Here is a 26,439-nt window from a genome sequence, read left to right as displayed (position 1 = left end):
CATACCGTAAGCCCACAACGTGCCTGCTGAGGAGAGCGGAACGGCCTGGAGTTCAACTGTTTACAGACTCTTCGCTCGCTTAAATCGGGCAATGCCGGACACAGCCGGGCGAACTGACGTCCCGTTTCGGTCATCCGGGATCCATCGTCCGTACCCCACCCGCTCATCCGGGGTGGACAAAAGCCCTCCGATCGGACGGCCGAAAGGCTGCGCCAAGGTTCCGTTAAGCCGCAGTGGTCCAGACCGCCGTCCGCGGGACGCCGTCCGGGGCGCCGTCCGGGGCGCTGTCCGGGGTGCCGTCCGGGACGGGAACGGGCCGGCCCGGACGGCGGGTGCCGTCCGGGCCGGGGTGGCGCGGGGTGGTGCGGGGTGGTGCGGGAGGGGGCTCAGCGGGCGGCCGCGGCGGCGGCCTGGGCCGGGAAGCCCGGGCGGCCGGCCAGCTCGGTGGTGCAGTGCGCGCAGCGGGTCGCGGCGACCGGGACGGTGCTGAGGCACTCGGGGCAGTCGGCCTTGGTCACCGGGGTGTCCTTGACCGGGTTGAAACGGTTCTGCAGCTTGCCGACCGGCATCACGACGGCGAAGTAGATCACCGCGGCGACCAGCACGAAGCTGATCAGGGCCTGGAGGAACGCACCGTACGGGAAGGTGACCCCGGCGACGGTGAACGCCTCCTTGCTGAAGTCGCCGACCGCGCCGGCGGCGATGCCGATCAGCGGGGTCAGGAAGGCGGAGACGAAACCGGTGACGACGGCGGTGAAGGCGGCGCCGATGACGATGCCGACCGCGAGGTCGACGACGTTGCCGCGCAGCAGGAAGCTGCGGAATCCCTTGAACATGTCAGCCATCCTGGCGCCCCAACCTCCCATCGGTCCAACCGAGTTCACCTGATCCGACTAATCCCCGAACCGCCTTGCGAGACTCGATCGGACGGGCTCAGCCGCGCGCCGTCCCCGCCGCCAGCTCGGCCGCGAAGGGTTGGATGCGCACCACCGCGTCGGCGACCCGCCGGACGGTCGCCGGGTCCATCTGCGACCACAGCGGGACGGTCAGCACCGCGGCCGCCAGCCGGTCGGTGCGCGGCAGGTCGTCCGCCTGCCCGAGGTGGGCGTAGGCGCGCTGCCGGTTGACGGGCGGGAAGAAGTAGCGGCGGGTGTCGATGCCCTCGGCCCGCAGCGCCCCGGCCAGTTGCCGGTTGTCCAGGCCGAAGGCGGCCGGGTCCAGGATCAGCGTCAGGTCCTTGAAGGTGGAGGTGTCGCCGTCCTCCGGCAGGGCCAGCCGCAGGCCGGGGACGCCGGCCACCGCGCGGGCGAACTCGGCGACCAGCGCGCCCCGGTGGGCGACCCGCTCGGGCAGGTCGGCCAGCCAGGTCAGGCCGACCGCGGCGTGCAGCTCGCTCATCCGGGCGTTCAGGCCGGGGAACAGGGTGTCGTAGTCGCCGGGGTTGCCGTAGTCGCGGGCGGTGCGCAGGGTCCGGGCGAGCGCGGCGTCCCGGGTGGCGACCAGGCCGCCCTCGCCGGCCACCGCGACCTTGGTCGGGCTCATCGAGAACACCTCGGCCAGGCCGAAGTTGCCCACCGGCACGCCGCGCCGCTTCGAGCCGAGGCCGTGCGCGGCGTCGTACACCAGCGGCACCCCGGCCGCGTCGGCGACCCGCTGCAGCTCCTCGACCTGGCAGGGCGTCCCGTACACGTGGGTGGCCATCAGTGCGGCGGGGGCGTCGGCGGCCTTCAGCCGGGCCTCGGCGTCGGCCGGGTCCAGGGTGATGTCCCGCTCCCGGGCCTCGGCGAACAGCGGGGTGCCGCCGGCCCAGTGCGCGGCGTGCGCGGTCGCCGAGAAGGTGAAGCCCGGCATCAGCACCGGTCGCCGGTCGCCGACCCCCGCGGCCTGCAGCACCAGCATCAGGCCCGCCGTGCAGTTGGACACCGCCACCACGTGCGGCACCTCCATCAACTCGGCCGCCCGCTCCTCGAGTTCGCGCACCAGCGGGCCGTTGGTGAGCATCCCGGAGTCGAGCACCGCGCCGAGCCGCCCGAGCAGCCCCTCCCGGTCGGGCACCCGGACCCGGGTCAGCGGCAGGCCGTCGGGGAAGGCGGGCGGGCCGCCGAGGGCGGCGGGGCGGTTCTGGTCGGTCGTCATGAGGTCGAGCCCCCCTGGGTTCGGGACGGATCCGGCGCGCCGACGGCGGCCGGAGGTTCGGGGCCGGGCCGGGCGGCGCCCCACGGGGCCGCCCGGGCCGGGCCGGGCGCCGCCGTCGCCGCCGCACCGGGCGGTCGGCGGCCGGCCGGGGCACCGCCAGCAGCACCAGGACCAGCGGCAGCACCTGCACCCGCTCGCGGGACAGGATGCCCATGTTGTTGATGGTCGAGAACGCCCAGCAGAACAGCAGCGTGTACACCACCGCGAAGGCCACGTACGAGCGCTGGACGAACAGCCTGGGCACCCGGGCCAGCTGCGGCCAGGCCCGGACGAACATCACCAGCAGCGCGAAGCACTCCACCGACTGGATCAGGTTCTGCACGTTCGACGCCTCGAACGGGAACGGCCGGAACAGCACGCTCACCACCGACACCGGCAGCTTCACCGGATTGAGGCTGAACCCGGGCGCCGGCTCGTCCGCGGCGGCCGCGTTGATCACCGAGTCGCCCTGCGAGGTGCGCCGCGAGGTCTCCGACAGCACCTGGTTGACCGCGTCCCCGCCGGTGCCGCTGGTCCCGAAGAACGTCGACACCTGCTGCAGCATCAGCATCACGCCCGCCGCCAGCACCGCCGCCGTCAGCACCGTGCGCAGCGGCCCCAGCGCCGACACCTGCCGCGGCCGCTGCCGCAGCAGGTACGCCACGCTCAGGCCCGCGCCCGCCAGCACCGTCACGTGCGGGCGGACCATCGCGGTGCCCAGCGAGCCCAGCGCGATGCACGCGAACGCCCCGAACCGGCGGTCCAGCAGCCGGGCCACCCCGTACGTGGTCAGGCCCAGGCAGAACATCATCCAGGCGTCCTTGCCGATGCTGGACGGCCAGAACAGCAGCGAGGGCAGGAAGAACACCAGCTTCGCGTAGCGCCGCGAGTCCGCCTCCGGGAAGGCGATCTGCAGCGCCCGCCAGAAGAACAGCAGCCCCCAGAAGCCCAGCCAGGAGAACACCAGGAAGCCGCCGACCAGGGTCGGCCCGGTGACCGCGTAGACCACGCCGGTCACGATGATCACGAAGCCGGTGCCCGCGACCTTCATCCCCAGGTCGTAGTGCAGGCCGGCGGAGAAGTCGGTGGTGGTCAGGTAGCGGGCCAGCTCGGAGCCCTTCCGGTCGTACATCTTGGCGTCCGCCGCGCCGCCGTACAGCACGAACGCCATCAGGTAGCGCGGGAAGGCGCAGCCCAGCTTCGCCGCCATCGCCACCATCAGCAGCCGGAACACCCCGCGCTCCGGGTTGGCCGCCGCCACCCGGGCCAGGATCGGCGTGCCGACCGCCATCAGCGCCGGGGCCACCAGCAGCGCCCCCCAGGTGTCGTAGGTGGTGTGCACCATCGCCAGCACGAACACCGTCACGTAGCCCAGCACCACCGCCCAGGCCAGCGCGGACGGGCCGCCCCGGCGCAGTGCCGCGTGCAGCCGCGCCGCCGGGCGGGGGCGGCGCGGGCGGCGGGCGGCGAGCAGCGCCGCCATCAGAAGACCTCCAGGTCGCCGAGGCTGAACCGCCAGTCGGCCAGCGACCGTTCGGCGGGCAGCGGGCCGGTCGGGGTGCGGGCGGCCAGCACCATCCCGGTGCGCGGCGCCCGCACGCAGCCCGCCCGCAGCGCGGCCGCGGCGGCCTCGGTGCCGGGGGACAGGTGGGTGGCGGCGTGGTCGCAGCCGGCGGCCGCGGCGGTGCGCAGCAGCCGGGCGGCGGCGGCCCGGTCGCCCGGGCGGACGATCAGCTCGGCCAGCGTGAACTCGGCCAGCGGGCCGCGCCGCCGGGGCCGCCCGAACGCCACCCCGACCAGCTCGCCGCCCCGCTCCACCGTCGCCACCCGGTAGTCCAGGCCCGGCGCCGCCCCGTACCGCCAGGCCAGGTACTGCGGGGTGCGCACGGTGTGCAGCCGCGGGTCGGCGGCGTCCGCCCGCTCGCGCTCGGCGAGCAGCTCGGCCAGCCGCGAGGCCGTCCGGGCGCCGGGGGAGGCCAACCATCCGGCGGCGGCGGGCAGTTCGCAGCGCGGCGGCCCCGAGGGGCCGGGGCGGCGGGCCAGCGCCGAGCGGGCGCCCCGGGCGAACGACACCGGCCGGGCCACCCGCAGCGCCACCGGGACGCGGCCCAGCTCCCGCCAGCCCATCCCCAGGTAGCCGGGCAGGCTGCTGCCGTTCGGCGTGTTGAACACCAACTCGGCCTCGCCGCGTACCTGTTCGAGCAGGTCGGTGGTCAGCCGGCGGAAGATCCCGCGGCCCCGGAAGTCCGGGTGCGTCGCGGTGTCCACCGGTCGCACCGCCCGCACCTCGCGGCCGCCCGCCCCGCGCCAGCACCAGCGCAGGAACAGCCGCACCCCCACCACCCGCCCGCCGTCCGCCACCGCGACCAGGCCCGGGCTCGACCCGAACGGGTTCTCCCGGTGCTTCCAGTCGAAGAACTCCGCGCTGCGCCGCCCGGTCGGGCCGCCCGCCAGCGAAGCCGTCAACAGCTCCAGCACCGCCGGAACGTCCGCCGGCTCCAGCCCGCGGTACGTCAGTCCACCACCCACGTCGTGCTCCGCCCCACCCGTCGGTTCAGTTCGCCAGGACCCGCGCGTACACCCGCTCGACCGCCCGCTGCGCGCCCGCCACGTCGAAGGACGCCGACCGCTCGCGGGCCGCCGCGCCCATCCGCCCGCGCAGCGCCGGATCGGCCAACTCGCCCAGTGCCGCCGCCAGCCGGGCCGGATCGCCCGGCGGCACCAGCCGGCCCTGCACGCCGTCGTCCAGGATCTCCGGCACGCCGCCGACCGCCGTCACCACCGACGGCAGGCCCGAGGCCATCGCCTCCATCAGCGCCACCGGCAGGCCCTCCTGACGGGAGCTCAGGCAGAACACGTCCCAGCCCGGCAGCAGCGCCGGGACGTCCGCGCGCATGCCCGCGAACAGCACGCCGCCGCCCGCCCGGGCCTTCAACTCGGCCTCCAGCGGTCCCGACCCGACCAGCACCAGCCGGGCGTCCGGCTCCCGCTCGCGCAGCAGCGCGAACGCCGCCAGCAGCGTCGCCTGGTCCTTCTTCGCGGTCAGGTTGCCGACCGTGCCGACCACCAACGCATCCTCCGGCAGCCCGAGTTCGGCCCGCGCCGCGCGCCGCGCCGCCGGGCCGGACGGCGCGCCGCCCAGGTCCGGCCCGTGGTGCACCACCGACAGCCACTCGCCCGCCCGCCGCCGCCCGACCCCCGCCGCCACCGCGTGCGACACCGCGATCACCGCGTCGTTGCGCCCGTAGGTGAGCGCGTTCGCCCAGCGGGTCGGCAGCCGGTAGCGCTCCCACAGGTTGTGCTCGGTGTGCACCAGCCGCGGCCGGGGCCGCCCCGCCAGCAGCCGGGCCGCCACCGCCGGCACCGGCATGTGGGTGTGCACCAGGTCGTAGCGCCGCTCGGCCAGCAGCCGCCGCAGCCGCAGCGGCCAGCGCCGCCCCGGCGCACCGCCCAGGCAGTGCACCGGCACGCCCGCCGCCGCCAGGTCCGGCACCAGCGCGTCCTTGTGCGGCAGCACGTACGCCACCTCGACGGCGTACCGCTCCCGGTCCGCGTGCCGCACGCAGTTCAGCAGCAACTGCTCCGCGCCGCCCCGGCCCAGCCCCTTGGCCAGCCAGAGCACCCGCGCCCGCCCCCCGGTCACCGCTCCTCGCCCAGTCGCAGCTGCAGCGTGGTCTCCACCGGCTCCTCCGGCGGCAGCTCGGCCGGCCGGCGGCCCCAACTCGCCGCCCGGTCCCGCCGGTCGGCGTCCTCGCCCCGCTCGCCCTCGCCGTACACCGGCTCGCGCCGCCGGGTGTCCGCCGCCCGCTGGTGCTCGGCCCGGCCCGGCTCGGCCCGCCGCGGCTGCGGCCGGGACGGCCCGGCCGCCGTCGGACGCGGCAGCTCCGCCCGCTCCGGCGCCGGAGGCAGCGGCGCCCGCCCGCCCGGCCGCCCCGGCCGCAGCCGCGGCGAACGGTTGCGCCGCCCGGTGGCGACCTCCGCGCCCAGCAGCGCCACCCCCGCCACCGGCACCCCGGTGCGGGCCAGCAGCTCGGACACCCGGTCCGCCTCCTCGGGGCGGACGTTGCCCGCCATCACCGTCACCAGCACCGCGTCCGCGTGCCGCACCAGGTCGTACGCGTCGTTGGCGTTCAGCAGCGGCGAGGAGTCGATCAGCACCACGTCCGCGTGCCGCCGGGCCAGCGCCAGCACCTCCGCGGCGCGCAGCACCAGCGCCGCCGGGTACGCGGTGGCGTGGCCGCCCGCGATCAGCGCCACGTTCGGCACCCGGGTCGGCCGGATCAGCTCCACCAGCGAGGCCGGCTGCTCCCCCGACAGCAGCTCCGCCATGCCCGGGCCCTCGTCCAGCCCGAAGTGCGCGTTCAGCTCCGGCTGCCGGAAGTCGCAGTCCAGCACCAGCACCTGACGGCCCGTCTCGCCCAGCGCCGCCGCCAGGTTCGCCACCGTGGTGGTCCGCCCGTCGCCCGAACGCCCCGACATCACCAGCACCACCGGCGCCGGCTCCACCGCCCGCCGCACCCGCCGCTCGTCCTGGTCCAGGCCGCCCTGCCCGAACTGCGCGGACAGCGCCTCCGGGCCGGTCAGCAGCAGCGTCGAGCGCAGCGAACGGAACGCCTCGGTCGCCGGGTCCGCCGGCCGGGCCGTCACCAGCGGCTCGCGCAGCCGCCGCAGCCGCCGCGACAGGCCCGGGATCTCGCCGACCACCGGCAGGTTGAACGCCTCCTCGACGCCGTCCCGGGTGCGCAGCCGGGTGTCCATCCGGGACAGCATCAGCGCCGCCACCACGCCCAGCGCCAGGCCCAGCACCACCGCCAGCGCCAGCCGCACCCCGCGGGTCGGCGAGGTCAGCAGGCTGCCGCCGAGCTCCTTGGTGTCGATCGAACCCCACTGCTGGATCGCGTCGGTCTGGCTGTAGTTCTGCAGGTCGGCGATGGCCCCGAGGGTCTTGGTCAGCGCCGCCGTCGCCGTCGACAGCTGCGGCTGCAGCTTGGCCTGATCGCTCGCGTTGGCCTTGCTGAACGACTTCTGCAGGTCGTCCAGCTGCGACTGCTGGGCGTCCGCCTGGGTGCGCAGCCGCTTGATCGACTCGTCGGCGCTCTTGCGCGACTCCTGGGCGTAGCCGGTGATCGTCGCCTCCGACAGCGCCGCCGCCAGGTCCGCGCAGGACTGCTGGGTCGGGCCGGTGGTGGTGAACAGCAGCATCTGGGTGGACTCCGCCGCCACCGTCCGGCGAGCCGTCAGCCCCGCCACGTCCGTCAGGTGCAGCTTCTGCGCCGCCGCCGTGGTCACCGCCGAACCCTGCGCGTACGACAGCACCTGGTCGGCCCGCACGGTGTCCGCCGCGCCCGCCACCGGCGTGATCGCCACCTTGCACTGCCACTTGCCGTTGTCCACGGCGTCACCGGCCGGCGTCAGCAGGTACCCCACGACCAGCGCGGCCGCCGTGCAGGCCGCCAGCAGCCGCCAGTACCGCCGCAGAACGGTGAACAGATTTGCCGGTTCCACCGGTTGGTTCCCCTCGCCTCGTCACGGTGCCCACGCGCCCACGGCCGCACCCGCCCCATGGGCGGCGCGCATCGGTACGGCCGGCCCGGCCACCCCGGACCTCGGATCCCCCGGGAACGGCACCGGACCCCGGCCCCGTACGCGCCCCCGGCTGCGGCGGAAAGAAAAAGTCGAAACGAACGAGGCCGCCCCCACGGCCCTCCCCTGCGCCCGATGCTTCCCGCCCCGGACCTGCGGCGCAAGCACTTTGGCCATACTGACACCTGCCGTTGGGCCGAATCCGGACGCCCGTACCCGAACTGACGAACCGTCATCAAAAGCCCGCACGGGACGGACCGACGGGCCGGCGGCCCGCCCGGTGGCCGAACCGCCCGCCCGCCGTCAGGACAGTGCCCGCCCGCCGTCAAGCCGGTGCCCGCCCGCCATCAGGACAGTGCGCGCCCGTAGAACTCCACCATCCGCGCCGACACCCGCTCCAGCGTGTACCCGGCCAGGAAGCGCGCCCGCGCCGCCTCCGCCCGCAGCAGCGCCTCCCCGCGCCCCTCCAGCACCCGCACCAGCGCCCCCGCCAATGCCTCCGGCCGCTGCGGCGGCACCAGCAGCGCGCACTCCTCCCCGCCGCCCACCGTCTCCCGCAGCGCCGGCACGTCCGCGCACACCAGCGGCACCCCCACCCCCATTGCCTCCAGCGCCGCACTCCCCAGCCCCTCCCAGCGCGACGGCACCGCGCACACCTCCACCGCCGCCATCAGGTCGAACACGTCGTCCCGCGGCCCCAGGAACCGCACGCCTCCGGTCTCGGCCGCCAACCCCTCCAGCCGGGCCGTCTCCGCCCCCCGGCTGCCCGCCAGCAGCAGCACCGCGTCCGGCCGCGCCGCCCGCACCCGCGGCCACGCCGACACCAGCACGTCCAAGCCCTTCTGGTACTGCTGCCGGGCCGCCGCCAGCACCACCGGCACCTCCTCCGCCAACCCCAGCGCCCCCCGCACCGCCGCCCGCCGCTCCGCCGTCACCCGCCCCAGCAGCAGCGGGTCCCGCCCCCGCGGCACCACGTCGATCCGCCGCCGCGCCACCCGCAACCGGGCCGCCATCACCTCCGCCACGTGCTCCGTCAACGCGTGGAAGCGCCGCACCCCCCGCGCCGTCACCGCGTCCACCGCCTGCGCCGCCCGCACCTTCCACGGACTCAACCCCCGCGCGTGCACGTGCTCCGGCCCGTACGCCGAGTTCACCAGGCTCGACACCACCGGCACCCGCGCCGCGAACGCCGCCGACCGCCCCAGCACGTCCGACTCGTACAAGGTCGTGTGCACCAGGTCCGGCCGCAACCCCCGGAACAGCCCCCGCAACCCCGCCACCCGAGCCCCCCGCGAACCCCCCGGCACCGGGTGCACCCCCGCCCCCGCCGCCGCCAACTCCTTCTGGAACCCGCCCGGCGACTCCTTCAGGAACGCCACGTGCAACTCCACCCCCGCCCGCACCAGCAGCGGAGCCATCGCCACCAGCCCCTGCTCCGCACCCCCCACCCGGCTCACACTGTCGATCACGTACACCACGCGCACCACAGCGACCCCCTCGCCCGACCCGCCCCCCGACCGCCGCCCAGCATCCCAGCCCGCCCCGCCCCCGTCCCCCGAACCCCCGGAAAGCCCGTGCTGCCACGGGCTTTTGAACATCAGCGCCCCCCGCCGGCCCCTGCTCGATATGGTCACGCCATGGCCGACCCCCGGGTACTCCACGTCATCACCGACCCCAGGGCCCGCGGCGCCCAACGCCTCGCCCACGACCTGCACGGGGAACTGCTGCGCCGCGGCCAGCCCTCCACCCTGGCCGCCCTGCACCCGCACCCCGACGCCGACCCCGCCACCGCCGTCCCCGTCCTCGGCCCGTCCCGCCACCACCCCGCCACCCTGCGGGCGCTGCGGCGGGCCGCCGCCCGGGCCGACGTGGTGGTCGCGCACGGCTCCTCCACCCTCCAGGCGTGCGCGCTGGGGCTGTTCGCCGCCCGCACCCCCTTCGTGTACGTGAACATCGGCGACCCCCGGCACTGGACCGCGACTCCGCTGCGCCGCCTGCGGGTGGGTGCGTTCCTGCACCGGGCGGCGGCCGTCGCCGCGATCTCCCCGCACGCCGCCGAGGTGCTGCGCACCCGGTTCCGGCTGCCCGCCCGCCGACTGCGCACCCTCCCCAACGCCCGCCCCGCCGACCGCTTCCGGCCCGCCGCCGACCCCGCCGACCGGGCCGCCGCCCGCACGGCCCTCGGCCTGCCCGCCGACGCCCCGCTGATCGCCTGGGTCGGCGCGCTCAGCCCGGAGAAGCGCCCCGACCTGGCGCTCGCCGCCCACGCCCTGCTCCCGGCGGACGTGCACCTCGCGCTGGCCGGCGAGGGCCCGCTGCGGGCCGCGCTGGCCCCGGGCCCGCGCACCCACCTGCTCGGCCCGCTGGCCGACCCGGCCCCGCTCTACCGGGCCGCCGACCTGCTGCTGCTGACCAGCGACTCCGAGGGCGTCCCGGGCGTGTTGATCGAGGCCGCGCTGGCTGCCGTCCCGGCCGTGGCCACCGACGTCGGCTGGGTCTCGGACGTGGTGCGCCCCGGCGAGGGCGGCCTGCTGGTCCCGCCCGGCGACCCGGCCGCGCTGGCCGCCGCCCTGCGCACCCTGCTCGCCGCTGACCGCACCCGCTACGCGGCGGCCGCCCGGGCGCACGCCCTGGCCCACTTCGACCTCGCCCCGGTCGCCACCGCCTGGCAGCACCTGCTGCGCGAAGTCGCCCGCCCGCGCTGACCGGCGCCCCTGCCTGTGCCCCAGCCTGTGCCCCTGCCGGCGCCCCCGGTTGCGTCACAGCCGGAACCCGCCGGGTGTACGAACCACCCGCTGCCGGACGGGTGCCTGACGGAGCGTCCGGTCTCCTGTGTAACGGCCCGTGTAACAGCGCTGTACCGGACGTTCCGGCCCGCAACCGCCCGATAGCCGGACGCCGTGGTGATGCTTGCCGCCGACCGGCGGCCACCGCAGCGCATCGCAGGAGTCCGAGATGAACGTTCGCAAGCCCGTCGCCCTGGCCGCCCTCGCCGCCTGTGCCGTCCTGGCGCTGACGGCCTGTGACCCCGAGGACAGCGGCAGCGCGGCCCCGGCCGCCTCCACCGCGGCGAGCGCCCCCGGCGCCGCCCCGGCCGCCTCCACCGCCCCGTCCGGCGGCACCGGCGGCAGCACCGCCGCCCCCGCCGGGAACACCGGAGGCACCGGCGGCACGGTCCCCGCCGACATGCCGATCTGCGGCAACTCCGAGAAGGAGAGCGACGTCAAGGCCGAGCTGACGCTCGACAAGAGCGCCAACCCGCGGATGAACGGCATCATCAAGCTGACCAACACCAGCGGCCACGACTGCGTCGTCTACGGCGCCCCCGACCTGCGGATCAACCACGTGCCCACCACCTTCATGAAGCTCAAGAGCGGCGTCCTGGGCGCCGGCAGCTTCGCCACCGACAAGGCGCACGGCACCGTGCTGCGTCCGGGCGTCCCGGTCTACCAGGCCGTCAGCTGGCTCGCCTCGCCGCCGGTCGCCGCCAACGCCACCTGCGCCACCGCCGACGTACTGGAAATGGTCCGCAACGGCGAGGTGCTCGCCCTGCAGATGCAGGTCAAGGACGGCCGCTACTGCCCGATCGCCGAGGACGGCTCCGACCAGATCCAGATCGGCGTCCCGAAGGCCAGCGAGGCCGAGGCCCGCGCCCAGTGGAAGCACGACGGCAAGTAACCGGCCGTCCCCCGACGCAGGTGGGCGCCGGAGCGGGGGCGCGCCCGCCCACCGGAGCCGAGGGGGCCGAGCACCGCAGCCGCGACGGCCGCGGCAGCCATAACAGCCGCGGCAGCTGCAACAGCCAGGACGGCCGGGGCAGTCGGGACTTCGAACGCCCGACGCCCGTTCGAACCGCCGTGCCGCCGTGCTGCTCCGATCCGGCGAACATCCGGCGAATTCCGCCGTCCGGGGCCCGATCGCCTGGAACGCCGCATCCCGGCCTGTCAGTCTGCCGGGGTGAAGTCGCTGCTCAGAACCACTGTCCTGCTCGCCGTCGCCGGGGGCCTGCTGGCCGCCCCGGCCGTCGCCGAGGCCGCGCCGGCCCTCCCCGGGCTGCCGTCCGGCCCGAACGGCCAGCAGTTGCTGACGCCCGGTCACCAGCTTCCCGCCGTCCGGCCGACCGGGCCCACCCAGCAGCACGCGCCGGTGCCCGCGACCCGCCCGCTGGACGCGGCGGCCCCGCTGCCCGCTCCGCTGCCGGCCGCGCCGAAGGCCCAACGGGCCCACGAGGCGGTCGAGTTCTTCTGGTACGACTGCTCGCACTCGGCGCTGCTCGAACAGCCGCTCACCCGCTGGGCCGCCGAGCACCAGGCGGACGTCACGCTGCGCCGCGTCCCCGCGATCTGGGTCGGCAGTCCCGACGAGGCCGAACAGCGGGCCCACGCACGGCTGTTCTACGCCCTGGACCGGCTCGGCGAGGTCGACCGGATGCAGGCCGCGGTGTTCCGCGCGGTCCGCGAGCAGCACACCGACCTGACCACCGAGCAGTCCGCCGCCGACTGGGCCGCCACCCAGGGCGTCGACGCGGCGAAGTTCCGGGCCGCGTACCGCTCCGCCGAGGTCGACCGGGCCGTCGAGGACGCCCCGAAGCTGTTCACCCAGAACCGGATCACCGAACTGCCCACCGTGGTCGTCGACGGCAACGGCCGCACCTCGCCCACCAGGGCCGGGGGCGTCGACGGCATGCCCTCCGCCCTCGACCAGCTGGTCGCCGACTGACCCCGGCCGTCTGACCCCGGCCGTCTGACCCCGGCCGCCTGGCCCCGGCCGTCCCTCGTCGCCCGAACTCCCTGGCCGGAAAGGGCGGTTCGGTCCGGAACCGTCCCGTACCCGGCCGAGTCGCCGCAATCTTCACCGAACCCGCCCCCCGCCCGCACACTCTGTGTCATTGTGGTCGGCGGGTCGGCCCGGCCGGGGGGATCGGCCGCCCGCACCGTCCGCGCGGCGGACGACAGGCAGAGGACAGGCGGACGGCGCGGCCAGCGGGCGCAGCCGGACGGCACAGGCACCGGGGGAGGCCACCGCCCCCCGGGGAGGGCGGGAGTCCGTGGGGGGACAGCGCGCGCAGGTCATCGACGAGCAGCCGGGCCGGGTCGCCCCACCGGGTGCCGCCACCCCGACCGGGCCGCCGCCCGAACTGGTCTTCAAACGCCGGCTTCGCCCCGTCCGGGTCGCCCACGAGCTGTGGGCCGCACGGGAGTTGGTGCGGGCCCTGGCCGAACGCGACCTGCGCGCCCGGTACAAGCAGGCGGTGCTCGGCTTCGCCTGGGCGGTGCTCACCCCGCTCGCGCTGTGCGCGATCTTCACCCTGGTGTTCCACCGGGCGGTCAAGATCGAGACGGGCGCCGTCCCGTACACGCTGTTCGCCTACCTCGGCCTGATCGTCTGGCAGTTCTTCTCCAACACGATGAACCAGGGCGCGCTCAGCCTGGCCAACAACCTCAGCCTGCTGAACAAGGTGTACTGCCCGCGCGAGGTGTTCCCGCTCGCCACCATGCTGGTCGCCACCGTCGACATGGCGATCGGCGTCGGCGTGCTGGGCCTGATGTTCCTGGTGTTCTGGACGGCCCCCGCCGCGACCTTCCTGTGGGTACTGCCGCTGCTGGCCGTCCAGTTCGCCTTCACCTACGGCATCGCGCTGGTCCTCTCGGTCGCCGTGGTCTACCTGCGCGACGTCCGCCACCTGCTGCCGATCATCACCCAGATGGGCGTCTTCGCCACCCCCGTCGCCTACCCGCTGGCCAAGATCCCGCACCGGTTGCAGGAGGTCTACGTCGGCGTCAACCCGCTCGGCGCCGTCATCGAGGGCTACCGCAAGGCGCTGCTGTACGGCGAGGCGCCGAACGCCCAGCTCACCCTGATCGCCGCGGCCAGCTCGCTGGTCTTCCTGGTCGGCGGCTACCTGGTCTTCAAGAAGCTGGAAACGGGGATCGCCGATGTCGCGTGACTACCCGCCGGGCACCATCCGCACCGAGCAGGTCTGGAAGCGGTTCCGCGCCGACCAGCAGCGCATGCTGCTGCGCGACCGGGTCGACCAGGCCGCCCGCCGCCTGCGCGGCGACCGCGGCGAGGACTGGCGCTGGGCCCTGCGCGACATCAACCTGCACGTCGAGCCCGGCGAGTCGGTCGGCCTGATCGGCTCCAACGGCTCCGGCAAGTCGACGCTGCTGAAGATGCTCACCCGGGTCATGTACCCGTACGCGGGCGTCATCGACGTGCGCGGCCGGATCGGCGCCCTGATCGAGATCCGGGCCGGCATCCACCCCGACCTGACCGGCCGGGAGAACATCTACCTGTTCGGCGCGCTGCTCGGCCTCAAGCGCCGCGAGGTCGCCGGACGCTTCGACGACATCGTCGAGTTCGCCCGCCTCGGCGGCGCGATCGACCGGCAGGTCAAGTTCTACTCCTCCGGCATGCAGATGCGCCTGGGCTTCGCGGTCGCCGCCTACCTGGAGCCGCACGTCCTGCTGGTCGACGAGGTCCTCGCGGTCGGCGACGCCGTCTTCCAGCAGCGCTGCCTGGACCGGATGCGCGAGGTCGCCGAACAGGGCACCACCATCGTCTTCGTCTCGCACGACCTGCCCGCCGTGCAGTCCATCTGCCGCCGCGGCATCTGGCTCGAACAGGGCACCGTCCGGGTGGACGCCGGGATCACCGACGCGCTGGCCGGCTACCGCGACTCCATCGAGGCCCAGTCCGAGGCGAGCGCCCGGGTCGGCGAACCCCTGCAACTGCTCACGTACGAGGTGCGCGGCGAGGACGCCGACGACACCACCCTGCACACCGACGAGCCCGTCACCGTCGAACTCACCCTCGGCGGCGACTACCGCGGCGACGCCACCCTGCACCTGGGCGTCAGCGAGGGCACCTCCAGCCCGATCTTCCAGATCAGCCACGAGATCCGGCTCACCGGCGGCGACCACCGCGTCGCCTGCGTCATCCCCCGGCTCCCCCTTCCCCGCGGCCGCTACACCCTGTGGACGGGCGTCTACTCGATCGGCAAGACCGACGGCGGGACGCTGATGAGCTGGCACTCCGCCGGGCAGTTCGACGTCTTCGGCCCGATGCTCGACACCCCGCCGCGCGCCGTCGTGATGGCCGCCCCCGTCTTCGTCCCGCACCAGTGGGAGGACTGATCATGCGCTCCGTCCGGGTCCTGGTCCACCTCAACAACCTCGCCCTCGGCGGCGCCCAGCTCAACGCCGTCGACATCGCCCGCACCCTGCGCGACCGCGGCCACCAGCCCGTCCTGTTCGCCCAGGGCGTCGACGGCCCCGCCCCGCTGGTCGACCTCGCCGCCGGACACGGCCTCGACCTGGTCGTCGCCGGCGACCCCGCCACCCCGCACGCCGTCATCCGCGCCCGCCTCACCCGGCTCGCCGACGAACACGGCTCCCAACTCGTCCACGCCTGGGAGGTCCGGGCCGCCCGCAACGCCTACTTCGGCCCCGGCCGCCAGGGCCGCCTCCCCGTCGTCACCACCTTCTACGGCATCCGGATGCTCCGCGGCATGCCCCGCCACCAGCCCCTGGTCCTCGGCCTCGGCGCGCTGCTCCCCGACGGCCGCGCCTTCGGCCACCGCGACCTGCGCCTGATCGAACCCCCCGTCAACACCGACTCCGACGCGCCGGGCGCGGTCTCCGGGGACGCCTTCCGCGCCGAAGTGGGGGCCTCTCCCGACCAGCTCCTGCTCTGCATCGTCACCCGCCTGGTCTCCGGCCTGGAGAAGGACGCCGGCGTCTCCCGCACCATCGCCGCCCTCCGCCTCCTCGACGACCCGAACCTCGTCCTCGCCGTCGTCGGCGGCGGCCCCAGCGAGGAACGCCTGCGCGCCGAAGCCGCCGCCGCCAACGAGGAACTCGGCCGCCGGGCCGTCGTCCTCACCGGCCAGCGCCCCGACCCCCGCCCCGCCTACCAGGCCGCCGACCTCGTCCTCGGCATGGGCGGCTCCGCCCTCCGCGGCCTCGCCTTCGCCAAACCCGTCATCGTCCACGGCGCGAGCGGCTACACCGTCGTCCACGAACCCGGCCCCCTGGTCGAACCCCACGCCTCCCGCTGCATGTACGGCCACGGCGACCACCCCGCCGACGCCAAGGCACTGGCCGCCCAGATCCGCACCCTCGCCGACAGCCCCACCCGCCGCGCCGAACTCGGCAGCTGGGGCCGCGACTGGGTCGTCGACCGCTTCTCCCTCGCCCACGTCACCACCGCCTTCGAGGAGATCTACCGCGAACTCCTCCACCAGCCCCCCGGCCGCACCGCCTGGCTCCGCGACCTCGAACAGATGTCCCGCTACGAGTTCGTGAAGCCCACCGCCCGCCGCCTGATCGGCCGTTGACGCAACGTCAGCCCTCCGCGAGCGGAATGAACGGGATCGCCTCGCGGATCATGACGGCCGGGTCGGGGGCGTCGTAACCGAGCAGGCGCGCCCACTCGGCGACCTGGGGCAGCGTGGTGCCGAAATCCTGGGCGGCCTGGAGCAGGCTCCAGACATTGGTGCGCCGGTGGCTGTACAGCAGGCCCTGCAGGCGGAGCGCGGCGTGCTCCGGGAGCCCGGGCGGCAGTTCGTCGTTCGAGGTGGGAATCCCCAGGGCCCGCAGTCGCCGGGCGAGCTGCGACGGGGTGATCCGCAGGTTGCCCGCGATGGGGACGAGCAGGACGAACGGAACGGCATCGGTGACCGGGGGATACGGGTTCTGGCCGAGGTTGTTGATGAGCTCCGTCACGGCCAGGTCGAACGGGTCGTCACCCGGGAAGGCTGCGACCGCGGAGCTCCTCCGGGCGATCCAGCGCATGATGCCCCGGAACAGCGGGCTGTCGAACCCGGGGCCGAACCGGAACGGGAGCGGATGGTCGTCGGGGGCGAGGAACCGGACGGCCAGGGAAAGCAGTTCGGCATCCGGCAGGTCTTCGGGGAGACTGCAGCGCAGGCCGATGTCCTCGAACGCGCGGGCCATGGCGGCGGGGGACTGCCCGGTGAGTGCCGAGGCCCTGAGCAGGTGGTCCAGCGGAACGTCCGGGCCGATCCACGGCGGCAGCCCGCCGAAGTCCCGGCTCAGCAGCGGTACCAGGTGTTCCGGGACCGATCGGGGAAGCGCCGGGGCGGCCGGCAGCCCCAGCTCTGCCAGCTGGTCCGCGACCTCCGCCAGCGGAAGCCCGGTCCGCTGGGCGGCCAGCGCGAGATGGCCCAGCGGCACCGGTTCGCCGGGTTCCAGCCTGTGGGGGGAACGCGTGCGGTCCGGCCACGGGAGGAGGAGCTGGTCCCGGTCGCCCCGGTCGTACGTGGACGCGAGGGTGAGGACCGGAACGGGCACCGGGATTCCGAGCTCGTGCAGCAGCCGGGTGGTCGCGGCAGCGTTCCACGGGGATCTGCCCAGTTCGCCGACGCTGGCGGGACCCAGGCCCCACCAGTCGAGCACCCGCAGGGCCTTGATCCGGGGAAGGGTGCTGTGGCGCGAGTCCCGGAGAACGGACTGCCCATTCAACATGCGGGTGAGCCCGCCGGCCCGATTGAGGGGGTCCGCCCGGTAGTGGAACCCCGAGTGCTCCAGCTGGTTGAGGATCGTCAGATCGGAGGGGAACGCGGTGAGCAGCCGGCCGATTTCCGCCAGTTCGGGGACGAGCGAGGTCAGGAGGTCCGCCAGCGGGTGGGGTCGGTGCGCCAGCACCCGCCACAGGAACCAGGGGGCGGGCAGGTCGTTCAGGGAGAACAGCCAGGTGAGGGGCGGTCGTAGTCGGCCGCCCTCGTGCAACCGGCCGCCGTGGTCCTCGGGGAAGAACCCCTGGCGGCGGATCAGCTCCGGGAGCGAGCCCGGCCGGTCCTGTGGTGCCGAGCCTCGGACCGCCTCGGTGATCAGGTCGCAGAGGTAACGGTTGTCCTGTCCGAGGTCGAGCAGCCACCGGTCGCGGAGCAGCCCCCGGTCGTCGTGGACCAGCGTGTGGGCGGCGGAGCGGAGCAGTCCGTCCATGGTCGCGGACAGGTCGTCGAGGACCTCCCGCCGGTCGACGGACAGCCGTTCGGGCGTGGCGGGGCCGGAGAGGTTCACCACAACACCGCGCAGGGCATTCTCGGTGGGGCCGCCGGCGCTCCCCCGCCCCAGCGAGACGACCAGGCCGTCGACCAGCAGGCCGCCGCCCTCCTCGCACCAGACCACCTGCACACCCGCCGGCGCCCCGTCCCACGGCACGAACCGCCCGTACGCGGTCAGGCCGTACTGGTCGGTGCTGCGCGGGTCCCGGGGCCGCAGCACCCCCGGCTCCCAGCGTGCCGCGTAGCCCCGGTGGGTGGCCGTGGTCTCGAACTCGGCGATGCCCAGCAGCCGTTCGAGGACTCCCACCGCCGACCAGTCGTCCGGCAGCACGCCCTCGTCCAGGTACAGGCGGACGGCCGTGCCGGGCTCGGTGCGGGCGGTGGCCTGCGGGGTGATGCGGAACAGGTGCCCGGGGCCGTGGATGGAGGCCGCCAGCTCCGGGCCGAGGCCGCTGTCGCGGCCCATCCGGCAGGTGGTGACGGTCATCCGTTCGGCCAGCATGAAGTAGCTGAGCACGCCGATGCCGAACCGGCTGTTGGGGTACAGCTCGACGGGCGGGTCGACGCCCTGCCACAGGGCCCGTTCCTCCAGCAACTCCTGCTGTTCGGCGAAGCGTTCGCCGGCCTTGGAGAAGACGCCGCGCAGTTCGGCCTCGCCCATGCCGATGCCGTTGTCGCGGCACTCCAGGTACGGGCGGCCCCGCTCGTCGACGCCCTGTTCGAGGGTGATCAGCCCCCGGTAGCCCGAGCTCTCGCCGCCCGCCTTCCGCACCAGGTAGTCGGCCCGGGCCTTGCGGTACCGGCAGGCGTCCAGCGCGTTCTGGTACAGCTCGCGGACGGCCAGGTCCCGGTCGTGGTAGAGCTGTTCGCCCATCAGCAGCGAGCGCATCTGCCGCTCGTTGAGCCGGAACCGGGCCGACTCCTTGAACGTGCCGGGCGCCGGTGCGACGTTCGCGGAGGACAGTCGCAGCGGCAGGCCCGTCACCGCCTCGGACCCCAGGGTGCGCTGGACGGCGTGCAGCAACTCGTCCGCGTGGGCGACGTACTCGCGCAGCGCCTCGGCCACCGCCTCGTGGTGGCACTCGGCCCGCAGCACGGGCAGCCCGGGGGCGCCGCCCCAGTGCATCTCCCGCAGCGTGGACAGGAGTTGCGGCAGCAGCACCGGGTCCTGGATGCCGAGGTGGTCGGCGACGATCTCGGGCAGCGCGGTGGCCTCGACGGCGAGCGCGTACGCCAGCGCGGTCAGCAGCACCAGCCGGGGCGGCCGTACGGTCTGGTGGCCCTCGCAGTCGATCAACTCCCGCTCCGTCAGGTCGTGCAGGAACTCCCGGTTGGCCACCCCGGCGCCGCGCCGCAGCCCGCCGAGTGCGGTCCGCACCGTCAACGGGGTGAGTGCGGCCCGCAGTTCGGCCCCGGGCAGGGCGGCAAGCAGCGCGGTGACGGCGGCCGGTTCCGCGAGGTCGGCGTGCCGGGCCAGGTGGCGGTGCCACAGCCAGTGGGCGAGGGCGGGCTCGGTGCGGGCCCGGTCCGCGAGCTGCCGGTGCTCCTCGCCGTACCGTTCGGGCCGTTCGCCGCAGGCGAGTTGGAGGGCGCGGACCCGGTAGACCATGGGCAGCAGGACCAGCACGGCGGCCTCCGCCGGGTACAGGAACCCGTCTCCCGGTTCCCCCAGCAGCCGGCCCACCGCGCGGACGAAGCGCCGCACCACGTCCGGGTCCTGCCACGGATCGTCCGCCAGCAGCGGCGCCAACCCGTCCCGGAAACAAGCCAGTTCGGTCGCCGCCCGGACGGCTTGCCGCTTCCACGGCTCCGCCTCGCTGCCGGGCCGCAGTCGCGACCACACGGCCGACTCGGCGACCAGCCGGGCCCACTCCTCCCCGGGCGCGGACGGCTCCGCCGGGGCGGCGTGCACGTGGACGGTGCCGATCCGCCCGGCCTGGACGACACTCCCCGCCGTCCCGCCGCTGAACACGTTCCCGCCGTCGAGGCTCCCCGCCGTCCCGCCGTCGAAGACGTTCCGGCCGTCGAACACGTCGCTGTTCCGCTCCACCCGCGCCTGGCTCCCCTCCGGACTGGGAGGACGAGCCTACCGGTCCGGCGGGACGGGGACGCCGAGGGCGCGGAGCAGGTCCCAGGCGGCGTGTTCGGCGTACAACTCATCCGATTCGACGGCCAGTTCGACCTGTCGGGGGTCGAAGGGCAGCCCGGCGGCGCCGGCCCAGGCGAGGGCGTGCCCGAGGGCCTCGGCGCGCTGCTGCTCCCACTCGGCGGTCACCTCGTCGACGCACTCCTGCCACTCCTCGGCGCTCAGCCCCTCGTCGTCCTGCTCGCAGCCGAACCGCTCCCGCACGGCCTGCTCCACGACCAGGTGGACGGCCTGCTCGAACATCCAGGCCGGGCCGCCGGGCAGGCAGCCGTGGATCTCGGACCAGTCGCTGTGGAAGACCCGGGCCACCAGCGCGGGGGCGGCGGTCCGTTCGGCGAGGCGGGCGGCGAGGTCGCCGGGAGAGCCGGAGGCGGCGGTGCCGGAGCCGGTCAGGACGTGCCAGCCACCGGGGCAGGAGAGGACCTCGGCCGGGTCGGGCACCTCGGGCAGTTCCGCGCTCCCGGCGCGGAAGACGATCAGGTGGCCGGTGAAGCCCACGGGTTCCCCCTCGGAACGCTGCCGGGGCTCAACTCCCCGGCCGGAGCACCAGTGTGACGAAGCCGAAGCCGTCGCGGTACCCGGTCAGCCACTCCTCCCGGTGGGTGTCCGCCGCGCGCAGCGCGGCCTCGCGCTCGGGCCCCGGCGGCCGGTCGAGGGCCCAGTCGGCGAGGGAGCCGGTCCAGGCCCACTCGTAGGCGTCGAGTTCGGCCCGGCTGGAGGTGTGCCCGGCGACGGGCAGCCAGCCGGCGTCCCGGACCGCGGCCACCGTCCCGGCCAGGTCGGTGAGGCCGTCACCGAACAACTCCCTGGCGCGGGGCGCCGGTTCGCGTTCCCAGTAGGACTCGCCGAGCAGCACCGCGCCGCCCGGCGCGAGCAGCGGGCCGATCGCGGCGAGGGCCGGGCCGAGCCCGCCGAAGGCGTGGGTCGCGCCCACGCACAGCACCGCGTCGAAGGGCTCGGCCGTAGTGAACTCCCGGGCGTCGCAGTGGTGCAGGCCGATCCGCCGGGCCACGCCGAGCCGCTCCGCGGTGCGCCGGGCGGTGCGCAGCGCGGCCGGGTCGGTGTCGACACCGACCGCCCGCAGGGCCGGGTGCGCGGCCAACGCCCGTACCAGCCACGGGGCTTCGCCGCAGCCGAGGTCGAGCAGCCGCCCGTCCGCCCGGCCGCGCAGCAGCCGCTCCAGCAGTTCCCGCACCGCCTCGTCCGACAGCGGCGCGGCGACCGGGTGGTCGCGGTGCGCGATCCGTGAGATCTCCTGACGCTCCATCGTCGGATCCTTCCCGCCGCGCCGCCCGGCTATTCAGTCCGCCGCGCCGCCCGGCTGCTCGGCGCGCTGCGGCCGCGGGTAGGTGCGGCCCTTCCAGGCGGCGCCCCGGCCGCGCCAGTGCTGGACGGCGGAGTCGACCGTCATCAGCAGGTACAGCAGCGCGGTGAACGGCAGCAGCGGCGCGGCGGCCACGGGCTGCCCGTAGTAGCGGAGCATCGGCGCGTACGTCCCGGCCATCACCGCCCACCCGGCCAGGCCCGCCCCGGCCGTCCACCACGCCCCGGCGGCGGCCCCGGCAACGGCGGCCACCGGCGGCACCAGGTAGACCAGCGCCAGGCCCGCCACCGTCCCCGCCAACAGCAGCGGCGAGTACCGGAGTTGGGCGTACGCGCTGCGCGAGACCATCCGCCACAGCGGGCCCAGCGCGGGGTAGGGGCGGACCGAGTCGACCAGGTCCGCGAGGCCCAGCCAGGTCCGGCCGCCGGTGCGCTTGACCGCCCGGGCCAGCGAGACGTCGTCGATCACCGCCCCGCGGATCGCCGCGACCCCGCCCGCCCGCTCCAGCGCGGCGCGCCGCACCAGCGAGCAGCCGCCGGCCGCGGCGGCGGTCCGGGAGCCGGGCCGGTTGGCGCGCCGGAAGGGGTACAGCTGGGCGAAGAAGTACACGAACGCCGGGACGATCAGCCGCTCCCAGCCGCCGGCCACCCGCAGCCGGGCCATCTGCGAGACCAGGTCCAGCCGGTGGCCCTCGCCGGCCGCGACCAGCGCCCGCAGCGAGCCGGGGCGGTGCGCGATGTCGGCGTCCGTCAGCAGCAGCCACTCGGCGTCCCCGGCCTGCCCGACGCCGTGCCGCAGCGCCCACAGCTTGCCGGTCCAGCCCTCCGGCAGCGGCGGGGGAGTGGTCACCGCCAGCTCCAGCCCCCCGGTGCGCTCCGCCAGCTCCCGGGCCAGCCCACCGGTGCCGTCGGTGCTGTGGTCGTCCACCAGCACCACCCGGGCCCGCCCCGGGTACTCCTGCGCCAGCAGGCTCGGCAGCGACACCGGCAGCACCCCCGCCTCGTCCCGGGCCGGGACCAGCACCACCACCGAGGGCCAGGACGCGGGCTCGCCACCGCCCCGGGGCAACCGCTGGTCCGTCCGCCAGAACCCCCCGTGGCACACCGCCAGCCACACCCACGCCAGCAGCGACACCACCGAGACCCACCACAGCACCGTCACCCGGGCAGTCTGCCCGATCCGCCCCCAACCACCCCCGAGGCACGACGGCCCGGGGCACGACAGCCCGGGCGGCGGCAGGTTCAGACCCGGGCGGGGGCCGTCAGGAGTGCGCCCTGCGGGTAGGCGAGGGCCTCGGGCTGGAGGGCGGACGGGCGGCCGGAGTGCAGGACGGTCAGCGTTCCGTCGCCGGGGCGGGTGCCGGGGCCGAGGCGGCGCAGGGTCTGGGCGGCGATCGCGTCCGCGGAGCCGTGCAGGCGGACCGGGTGGGCGAGGGCGGCGGCGATCAGGTCGTCGATCAGTTCGTAGTGGGTGCAGCCCAGCACCACGTCGGTGGTCCCGGCGGGGGTGCGGGCGGCGGCCGAGGCGACGGCGGCGGCGATCGCGGCCCGGTCGGCCCGCTCGACGGCTTCGGCCAGTTCGGGGCAGGCCACCTCGTGGACCTCGGCGGCCCCGCCGAACTCGGCGATCAGCCCGCGCTGGTACGCGCTGCCGGTGGTCCGGGAGGTCGCCCAGATCGCCACCACCCCGCCGGCCGCGGCCGCGGGCTTGATCGCGGGCACCGTCCCGACCACCGGCAGCCCCGGCTCGAACTCGGCCCGCAGCCGGTCCAGCGCGTGCACCGTCGCCGTGTTGCAGGCCACCACCAGCGCCTCCGGGCGGTGCGCCATCGCGGCCCGGGCGCAGGCCAGCGCGTGCTCGGTGATGTCCTCGGGCGTCCGCGGCCCCCAGGGCATGCCGTCGGGGTCGCAGGAGACGACCAGGTCCGCGTCGGGGCGCAGCCGCCGGATCGCGGCGGCGGCGGCGAGCAGTCCGAGTCCGGAGTCCACGAGGGCGATCTTCACGAGCACCGACTCTACCCCGTGCCCCCGCGGCCCCCGCGGCCCCCGCGGAGCCGCCGTCCCCGCCCCGGGCGCCCCGGCACGAGCCGCCGCCCTACGGCCCTGGGAACCCGGGTCTGCTCCGTTTGACTGACAGTATGACCGCGATCTTGGCGTGTCCCCGGCCAGTGGCGGCGCCTCCTCCGAGGCTTGGGTCCCATGGGACAGCTGACAGCATCGAACGAACGGGTGCCAGCCGACAACAAGGTGTCGGGCACGGCCTACACCAACCTGGTGGTCGCCACCATCGGCTTCGCGCTGACCTTCTGGGCGTGGAACCTGATCGCCCCGCTGGCGGGCGAGTTCGACAAGACCCTGCACATGTCGTCGTTCGCCCAGTCGTTCCTGGTCGCGGTGCCGGTCATCGTCGGCTCGCTGGGCCGCGTCCCGGTCGGCGCGCTGACCGACCGGTTCGGGGCCCGGCTGATGTTCCCGCTGATGTCGGCGCTGACCATCGTCCCGGTGCTGCTGCTGATCCCGGCCCGCGAGTCGTACGGGGCGCTGCTCGCGGTCGGGTTCTTCCTCGGGCTCGGCGGCACCACCTTCGCCATCGGCGTGCCGCTGGTGAACTCCTGGTTCCCGGCCAGCAAGCGCGGCCTGGGCATCGGCGTGTTCGGCATGGGCATGGGCGGCGTCGCGCTGTCCGGCTACTTCACCCCGCGGCTGTGGAAGCACAGCCACGACCTGCCGTTCTGGGTGATGGCGATCGCCCTGGCCGCCTACACGGTGGTCTCCTTCTTCCTGCTGCGCGACCGCCCCGACCGGGTGGTCCCGACCGCCTCGCTGGCCTCCCGGCTCGGGCGGGCCGGGCGGCTGCGGGTGACGTGGGAGCTGTCCGCGCTGTACGCGATCGGCTTCGGCGGCATCGTCGCGTTCGGCGTCTACCTGCCCACCTACCTGAAGACCTGGTACGAGCTGTCCGCCACCGACGCGGGCACCAAGGCCGCCGGGTTCGCGCTGGTCACGGTGGTCTTCCGGCCGTTCGGCGGCTGGCTGTCGGACCGGATCCACCCGGCCGTGGTGACCTGCTGGGCGCTGGCGGTCACCGCACTGTTCGCCGTCGTCCAGGCCTTCGACCCGGCCCTCAGCCCGGTCGGCACCATCGCCTTCATGGTGATGGCGGCCGGCCTCGGCACCACCAGCGGCTCGGTGTTCGCGCTGGTCGCCCAGGTCACCCCGGTCGCCCAGGTCGGCTCGGTGACCGGCATCGTCGGCGCGATCGGCGGCCTCGGCGGGTTCGTCCCGCCGCTGGTGATGGGCGCCATCTACAGCGCCAAGAGCAGCTACTCGATCGGCTTCATGCTGCTCTCCGACCTGGCCCTGGCCGGCGCCGTCTACGCGATCGGCCGGATGCGCGGCATCCGCCCCACCGCCACCGACTGACCCGGCCCGGCCCGTGCGCGAGCGGCCCGCACCCCTCCGGAGGGGTGCGGGCCGCTCGCCTGCCGGACGGGGTCAGGACTGCGCGCCCAGCAGCCGCTGCACCGCCGGCTCCAGGCCGGACAGGATGGTGTCGAACCGGCGGGTCGAGGTGGTCGAGTCGACCTGGAGGCGGCTGATCCGCAGCGGGTGCGCGGGCAGCCGGGGCCCCAGCCGGTGGTCGGAGAGGAAGCCGAGCCGGTAGCCGAGCTGGCGCAGCACCGCGTCCGCCCGCTCGTCGAAGCCGCCGTCCGGGTAGGCGAACGCCGACGGGGCCTCGCCCAGCCAGCGGGTCAGCGCCCGGTGCGCGCCGGTGATCTCCGCGTGCACCGTCGCCTCGTCGCAGCGCCGCAGCGAGGGGTGCCCCAGGGTGTGGTTGCCGACCGTCACGTCCGCCTCCCGCAGGGTGCGCAGGTCCTCCGGGCGCAGCTGCTCCTGGGACGGCGGGCGGCGGTTCGCCGAGACCCGCAGCTCGGCCAGGCTGCGCCGCCGGTCCGGGTCGGGCATCGCCTTGAGCAGGGCCAGCACCCGGGCCGGGTCGGCGCCGCGGGACAGCAGCCGGGCCCGGCCGCCGTGCCGGGACAGGAACGCCGCCTCGTGCCACCAGAACGGCTTCTCGGTGCCGACCAGCTCGGCGATCACGAACGCGGCCGCCGGGATCCGCCGGGCCACCAGCTCCGGCAGCGCGTGCCGCAGCACGGTGCGGTCCGGGTCGTCGAAGGTCACCAGCACCGAGCGCGGCGGCAGCGGCCGGCCCTCGGCCAGCGCCCGCTCCACGTCCTGCACGGACACCGGCGTGGCCAGCCGCCGCAGCCGGTCCAGCTGGGCGCCGAACGAGGCCGGGTCGGTGATCCCGTGGTAGGCGAGCACGGCGAGCCGCTGCGCGGCCCGGGCCCGGAACAGCGGCTGGGCGGGGCTGAACCGCAGCCAGCTGCTCCGGTCCCGCCCCTGCTCCCGGGGCCGGCGCGGGGCGGGCGCGGCGGACGGGACGACGGGCTGGGGCGGGGCGCAGACGGCAGCGGCGGTGGTGGCGTACGACACGGTTCCCCCCTCGGTCGCCGGCAAGCGGCGTGGCGGTACCGTCGGCAGGCGGAGCCCGGCCTCCGACCCCGGGCGCGGCGGCTCCGCACCCGAGTGATCTAGCCCGCGGCGGGGGTACTCCCGACCCCGCTCGTCAGGCGGCTCCTGGATCGCTCAATGTAGTGGAGACCCACGACGCCCCGGGATGGTTGTACGCCGGACGGCGAGATTTCGCGGGCGGTCCGGAAACGCTCCGCAAGGCGGCCCGGCAGCCGCCGGAAGCCCTTGCAGCGGCCCCCGCCGGGCACCCGTCCGGCCCCCGCCGGGCACCCGTCCGACACTGCCCGGCACCGCCCGGCGGCGTTCCGGCGGCGTTCCGGCGGGGAGGAGGACCATGGCCCGCGCCCCCGCACCGGGTTACCGTTGAGGGCATGGCAGACACCCGAAGTGACCGTGCCGCTACCCGCCGCTCCGCCCTGTTCAGCGGCTGCGCGCTGCGCCGCCACCAGCCGCTGCTGGCCCTGCTCGGCCTGGTCTGCGTCGGCATGGGCATCGCGGTGGCCGTGCTGGTCCCGCAGACCGACGGCCCGGCCTGGGTGATGGCGGTGGCCGGCTGCCTGGCCGCCGGGGTGCTGGTGCTGGTCCGGATCGGCGTCGCGCTGCTGCGCCCGAGCGGCGGCGCCACGTCCTGAACCGCCCGGAC

21 protein-coding genes are annotated in these 26,439 nt (G+C 75.4%); 9 read left to right on the top strand and 12 right to left on the bottom strand.

Going from position 1 to position 26,439, the window contains the following annotated elements:
- Positions 1-386 precede the first annotated feature (386 nt).
- The gene (gene mscL / locus OU787_RS05345; RefSeq protein WP_035956795.1) at positions 387-836 is read right to left on the bottom strand and encodes a large conductance mechanosensitive channel protein MscL; all 450 of its coding nucleotides are present in this window, start codon (positions 834-836) and stop codon (positions 387-389) included.
- A 97-nt stretch (positions 837-933) separates the two neighbouring features.
- Positions 934-2,136, bottom strand: coding sequence for a DegT/DnrJ/EryC1/StrS family aminotransferase (locus tag OU787_RS05340; protein WP_268658702.1), 1,203 nt, complete (start codon positions 2,134-2,136; stop codon positions 934-936).
- Between the two features lie 212 nt (positions 2,137-2,348).
- Here OU787_RS05340 and OU787_RS05335 point away from each other — a divergent pair, with 212 nt between their 5' ends.
- A complete protein-coding gene (locus OU787_RS05335; protein WP_268658701.1) occupies positions 2,349-3,056 on the top strand; it encodes a hypothetical protein in 708 nt (235 codons plus the stop codon).
- 601 nt (positions 3,057-3,657) lie between these two features.
- Here the strand turns inward: OU787_RS05335 and OU787_RS05330 are convergent.
- The 4 genes from OU787_RS05330 to OU787_RS05315 all read right to left on the bottom strand — a co-directional run bounded on the left by OU787_RS05330 (position 3,658) and on the right by OU787_RS05315 (position 9,245).
- A complete protein-coding gene (locus OU787_RS05330; protein ID WP_268658700.1) occupies positions 3,658-4,704 on the bottom strand; it encodes a GNAT family N-acetyltransferase in 1,047 nt (348 codons plus the stop codon).
- Between the two features lie 25 nt (positions 4,705-4,729).
- Complete coding sequence (locus OU787_RS05325; RefSeq protein WP_030462867.1) at positions 4,730-5,818, bottom strand: glycosyltransferase; 1,089 nt, start codon at positions 5,816-5,818, stop codon at positions 4,730-4,732.
- Positions 5,815-7,680, bottom strand: a complete 1,866-nt coding sequence (locus OU787_RS05320; protein ID WP_268658699.1) for an AAA family ATPase — start codon at positions 7,678-7,680, stop codon at positions 5,815-5,817. Before OU787_RS05320 ends, OU787_RS05325 begins: the two co-directional genes overlap by 4 nt.
- A 425-nt stretch (positions 7,681-8,105) precedes the next feature.
- Positions 8,106-9,245, bottom strand: a complete 1,140-nt coding sequence (locus OU787_RS05315; RefSeq protein ID WP_268658698.1) for a glycosyltransferase family 4 protein — start codon at positions 9,243-9,245, stop codon at positions 8,106-8,108.
- 150 nt (positions 9,246-9,395) lie between these two features.
- On the opposite strand from OU787_RS05315, the gene OU787_RS05310 reads away from it, so the two are divergent.
- From OU787_RS05310 to OU787_RS05285, 6 genes are all read left to right on the top strand, one after another.
- Positions 9,396-10,463 (top strand): glycosyltransferase, encoded by a 1,068-nt coding sequence (locus OU787_RS05310; RefSeq protein WP_268658697.1) that lies wholly within the window; start codon positions 9,396-9,398, stop codon positions 10,461-10,463.
- A 250-nt stretch (positions 10,464-10,713) separates the two neighbouring features.
- A complete protein-coding gene (locus tag OU787_RS05305) occupies positions 10,714-11,436 on the top strand; it encodes a hypothetical protein (RefSeq protein WP_268658696.1) in 723 nt (240 codons plus the stop codon).
- A gap of 279 nt (positions 11,437-11,715) precedes the next feature.
- Positions 11,716-12,477 (top strand): thiol:disulfide interchange protein DsbA/DsbL, encoded by a 762-nt coding sequence (locus OU787_RS05300; protein WP_268658695.1) that lies wholly within the window; start codon positions 11,716-11,718, stop codon positions 12,475-12,477.
- 328 nt (positions 12,478-12,805) lie between these two features.
- Positions 12,806-13,705 carry an ABC transporter permease gene (locus OU787_RS05295; protein ID WP_030460167.1) on the top strand — a complete coding sequence of 300 codons (900 nt, stop codon included), beginning with the start codon at positions 12,806-12,808 and terminating at the stop codon, positions 13,703-13,705.
- On the top strand, positions 13,695-14,894 hold the full coding sequence (locus OU787_RS05290; RefSeq protein ID WP_268658694.1) for an ABC transporter ATP-binding protein: 1,200 nt from the start codon (positions 13,695-13,697) through the stop codon (positions 14,892-14,894). The genes OU787_RS05295 and OU787_RS05290 overlap by 11 nt, the downstream gene beginning before the upstream one ends.
- A gap of 2 nt (positions 14,895-14,896) precedes the next feature.
- Positions 14,897-16,096, top strand: coding sequence for a glycosyltransferase family 4 protein (locus OU787_RS05285; RefSeq protein WP_268658693.1), 1,200 nt, complete (start codon positions 14,897-14,899; stop codon positions 16,094-16,096).
- Between the two features lie 7 nt (positions 16,097-16,103).
- Here the strand turns inward: OU787_RS05285 and OU787_RS05280 are convergent, their stop codons facing one another.
- The 5 genes from OU787_RS05280 to OU787_RS05260 all read right to left on the bottom strand — a co-directional run bounded on the left by OU787_RS05280 (position 16,104) and on the right by OU787_RS05260 (position 23,261).
- Positions 16,104-19,838: a wHTH domain-containing protein gene (locus tag OU787_RS05280; protein ID WP_268658692.1), complete on the bottom strand. Its 3,735-nt coding sequence runs from the start codon at positions 19,836-19,838 to the stop codon at positions 16,104-16,106.
- 36 nt (positions 19,839-19,874) lie between these two features.
- Complete coding sequence (locus OU787_RS05275) at positions 19,875-20,432, bottom strand: hypothetical protein (RefSeq protein WP_268658691.1); 558 nt, start codon at positions 20,430-20,432, stop codon at positions 19,875-19,877.
- A 28-nt stretch (positions 20,433-20,460) separates the two neighbouring features.
- Positions 20,461-21,201: an SAM-dependent methyltransferase gene (locus tag OU787_RS05270; protein ID WP_268658690.1), complete on the bottom strand. Its 741-nt coding sequence runs from the start codon at positions 21,199-21,201 to the stop codon at positions 20,461-20,463.
- A 33-nt stretch (positions 21,202-21,234) separates the two neighbouring features.
- Positions 21,235-22,419, bottom strand: a complete 1,185-nt coding sequence (locus tag OU787_RS05265; protein WP_268658689.1) for a glycosyltransferase — start codon at positions 22,417-22,419, stop codon at positions 21,235-21,237.
- Positions 22,420-22,499: 80 nt separating this feature from the next.
- The gene (locus tag OU787_RS05260) at positions 22,500-23,261 is read right to left on the bottom strand and encodes a glutamate racemase (RefSeq protein WP_030460175.1); all 762 of its coding nucleotides are present in this window, start codon (positions 23,259-23,261) and stop codon (positions 22,500-22,502) included.
- A 195-nt stretch (positions 23,262-23,456) separates the two neighbouring features.
- Here OU787_RS05260 and OU787_RS05255 point away from each other — a divergent pair, with 195 nt between their 5' ends.
- Positions 23,457-24,680: an MFS transporter gene (locus OU787_RS05255; RefSeq protein WP_268658688.1), complete on the top strand. Its 1,224-nt coding sequence runs from the start codon at positions 23,457-23,459 to the stop codon at positions 24,678-24,680.
- 72 nt (positions 24,681-24,752) lie between these two features.
- On the opposite strand, the gene OU787_RS05250 is transcribed toward OU787_RS05255, so the two are convergent.
- Positions 24,753-25,757, bottom strand: coding sequence for a polysaccharide deacetylase family protein (locus OU787_RS05250; protein WP_030460177.1), 1,005 nt, complete (start codon positions 25,755-25,757; stop codon positions 24,753-24,755).
- Positions 25,758-26,167: 410 nt separating this feature from the next.
- Here OU787_RS05250 and OU787_RS05245 point away from each other — a divergent pair, with 410 nt between their 5' ends.
- Positions 26,168-26,428: a hypothetical protein gene (locus tag OU787_RS05245; RefSeq protein ID WP_030460178.1), complete on the top strand. Its 261-nt coding sequence runs from the start codon at positions 26,168-26,170 to the stop codon at positions 26,426-26,428.
- Positions 26,429-26,439: the final 11 nt, after the last annotated feature.

It is taken from the genome of Kitasatospora sp. YST-16 (assembly GCF_026802215.1).
GTDB lineage: Bacteria > Actinomycetota > Actinomycetes > Streptomycetales > Streptomycetaceae > Kitasatospora > Kitasatospora cineracea.
The sequence above is the reverse complement of the archived record's forward strand: the minus strand, read 5'-3'. Positions and strand labels throughout refer to the sequence as shown.

Coding starts and splice junctions, on each gene's coding strand:
- OU787_RS05305 (WP_268658696.1), top strand. CDS start 10,714: ATGAACGTTCGCAAGCCCGTCGCCCTGGCCGCCCTCGCCGCCTGTGCC.
- OU787_RS05270 (WP_268658690.1), bottom strand. CDS start 21,201: ATGGAGCGTCAGGAGATCTCACGGATCGCGCACCGCGACCACCCGGTC.
- OU787_RS05290 (WP_268658694.1), top strand. CDS start 13,695: ATGTCGCGTGACTACCCGCCGGGCACCATCCGCACCGAGCAGGTCTGG.
- OU787_RS05310 (WP_268658697.1), top strand. CDS start 9,396: ATGGCCGACCCCCGGGTACTCCACGTCATCACCGACCCCAGGGCCCGC.
- mscL (WP_035956795.1), bottom strand. CDS start 836: ATGTTCAAGGGATTCCGCAGCTTCCTGCTGCGCGGCAACGTCGTCGAC.
- OU787_RS05245 (WP_030460178.1), top strand. CDS start 26,168: ATGGCAGACACCCGAAGTGACCGTGCCGCTACCCGCCGCTCCGCCCTG.
- OU787_RS05255 (WP_268658688.1), top strand. CDS start 23,457: ATGGGACAGCTGACAGCATCGAACGAACGGGTGCCAGCCGACAACAAG.
- OU787_RS05285 (WP_268658693.1), top strand. CDS start 14,897: ATGCGCTCCGTCCGGGTCCTGGTCCACCTCAACAACCTCGCCCTCGGC.
- OU787_RS05335 (WP_268658701.1), top strand. CDS start 2,349: ATGTTGTTGATGGTCGAGAACGCCCAGCAGAACAGCAGCGTGTACACC.
- OU787_RS05340 (WP_268658702.1), bottom strand. CDS start 2,136: ATGACGACCGACCAGAACCGCCCCGCCGCCCTCGGCGGCCCGCCCGCC.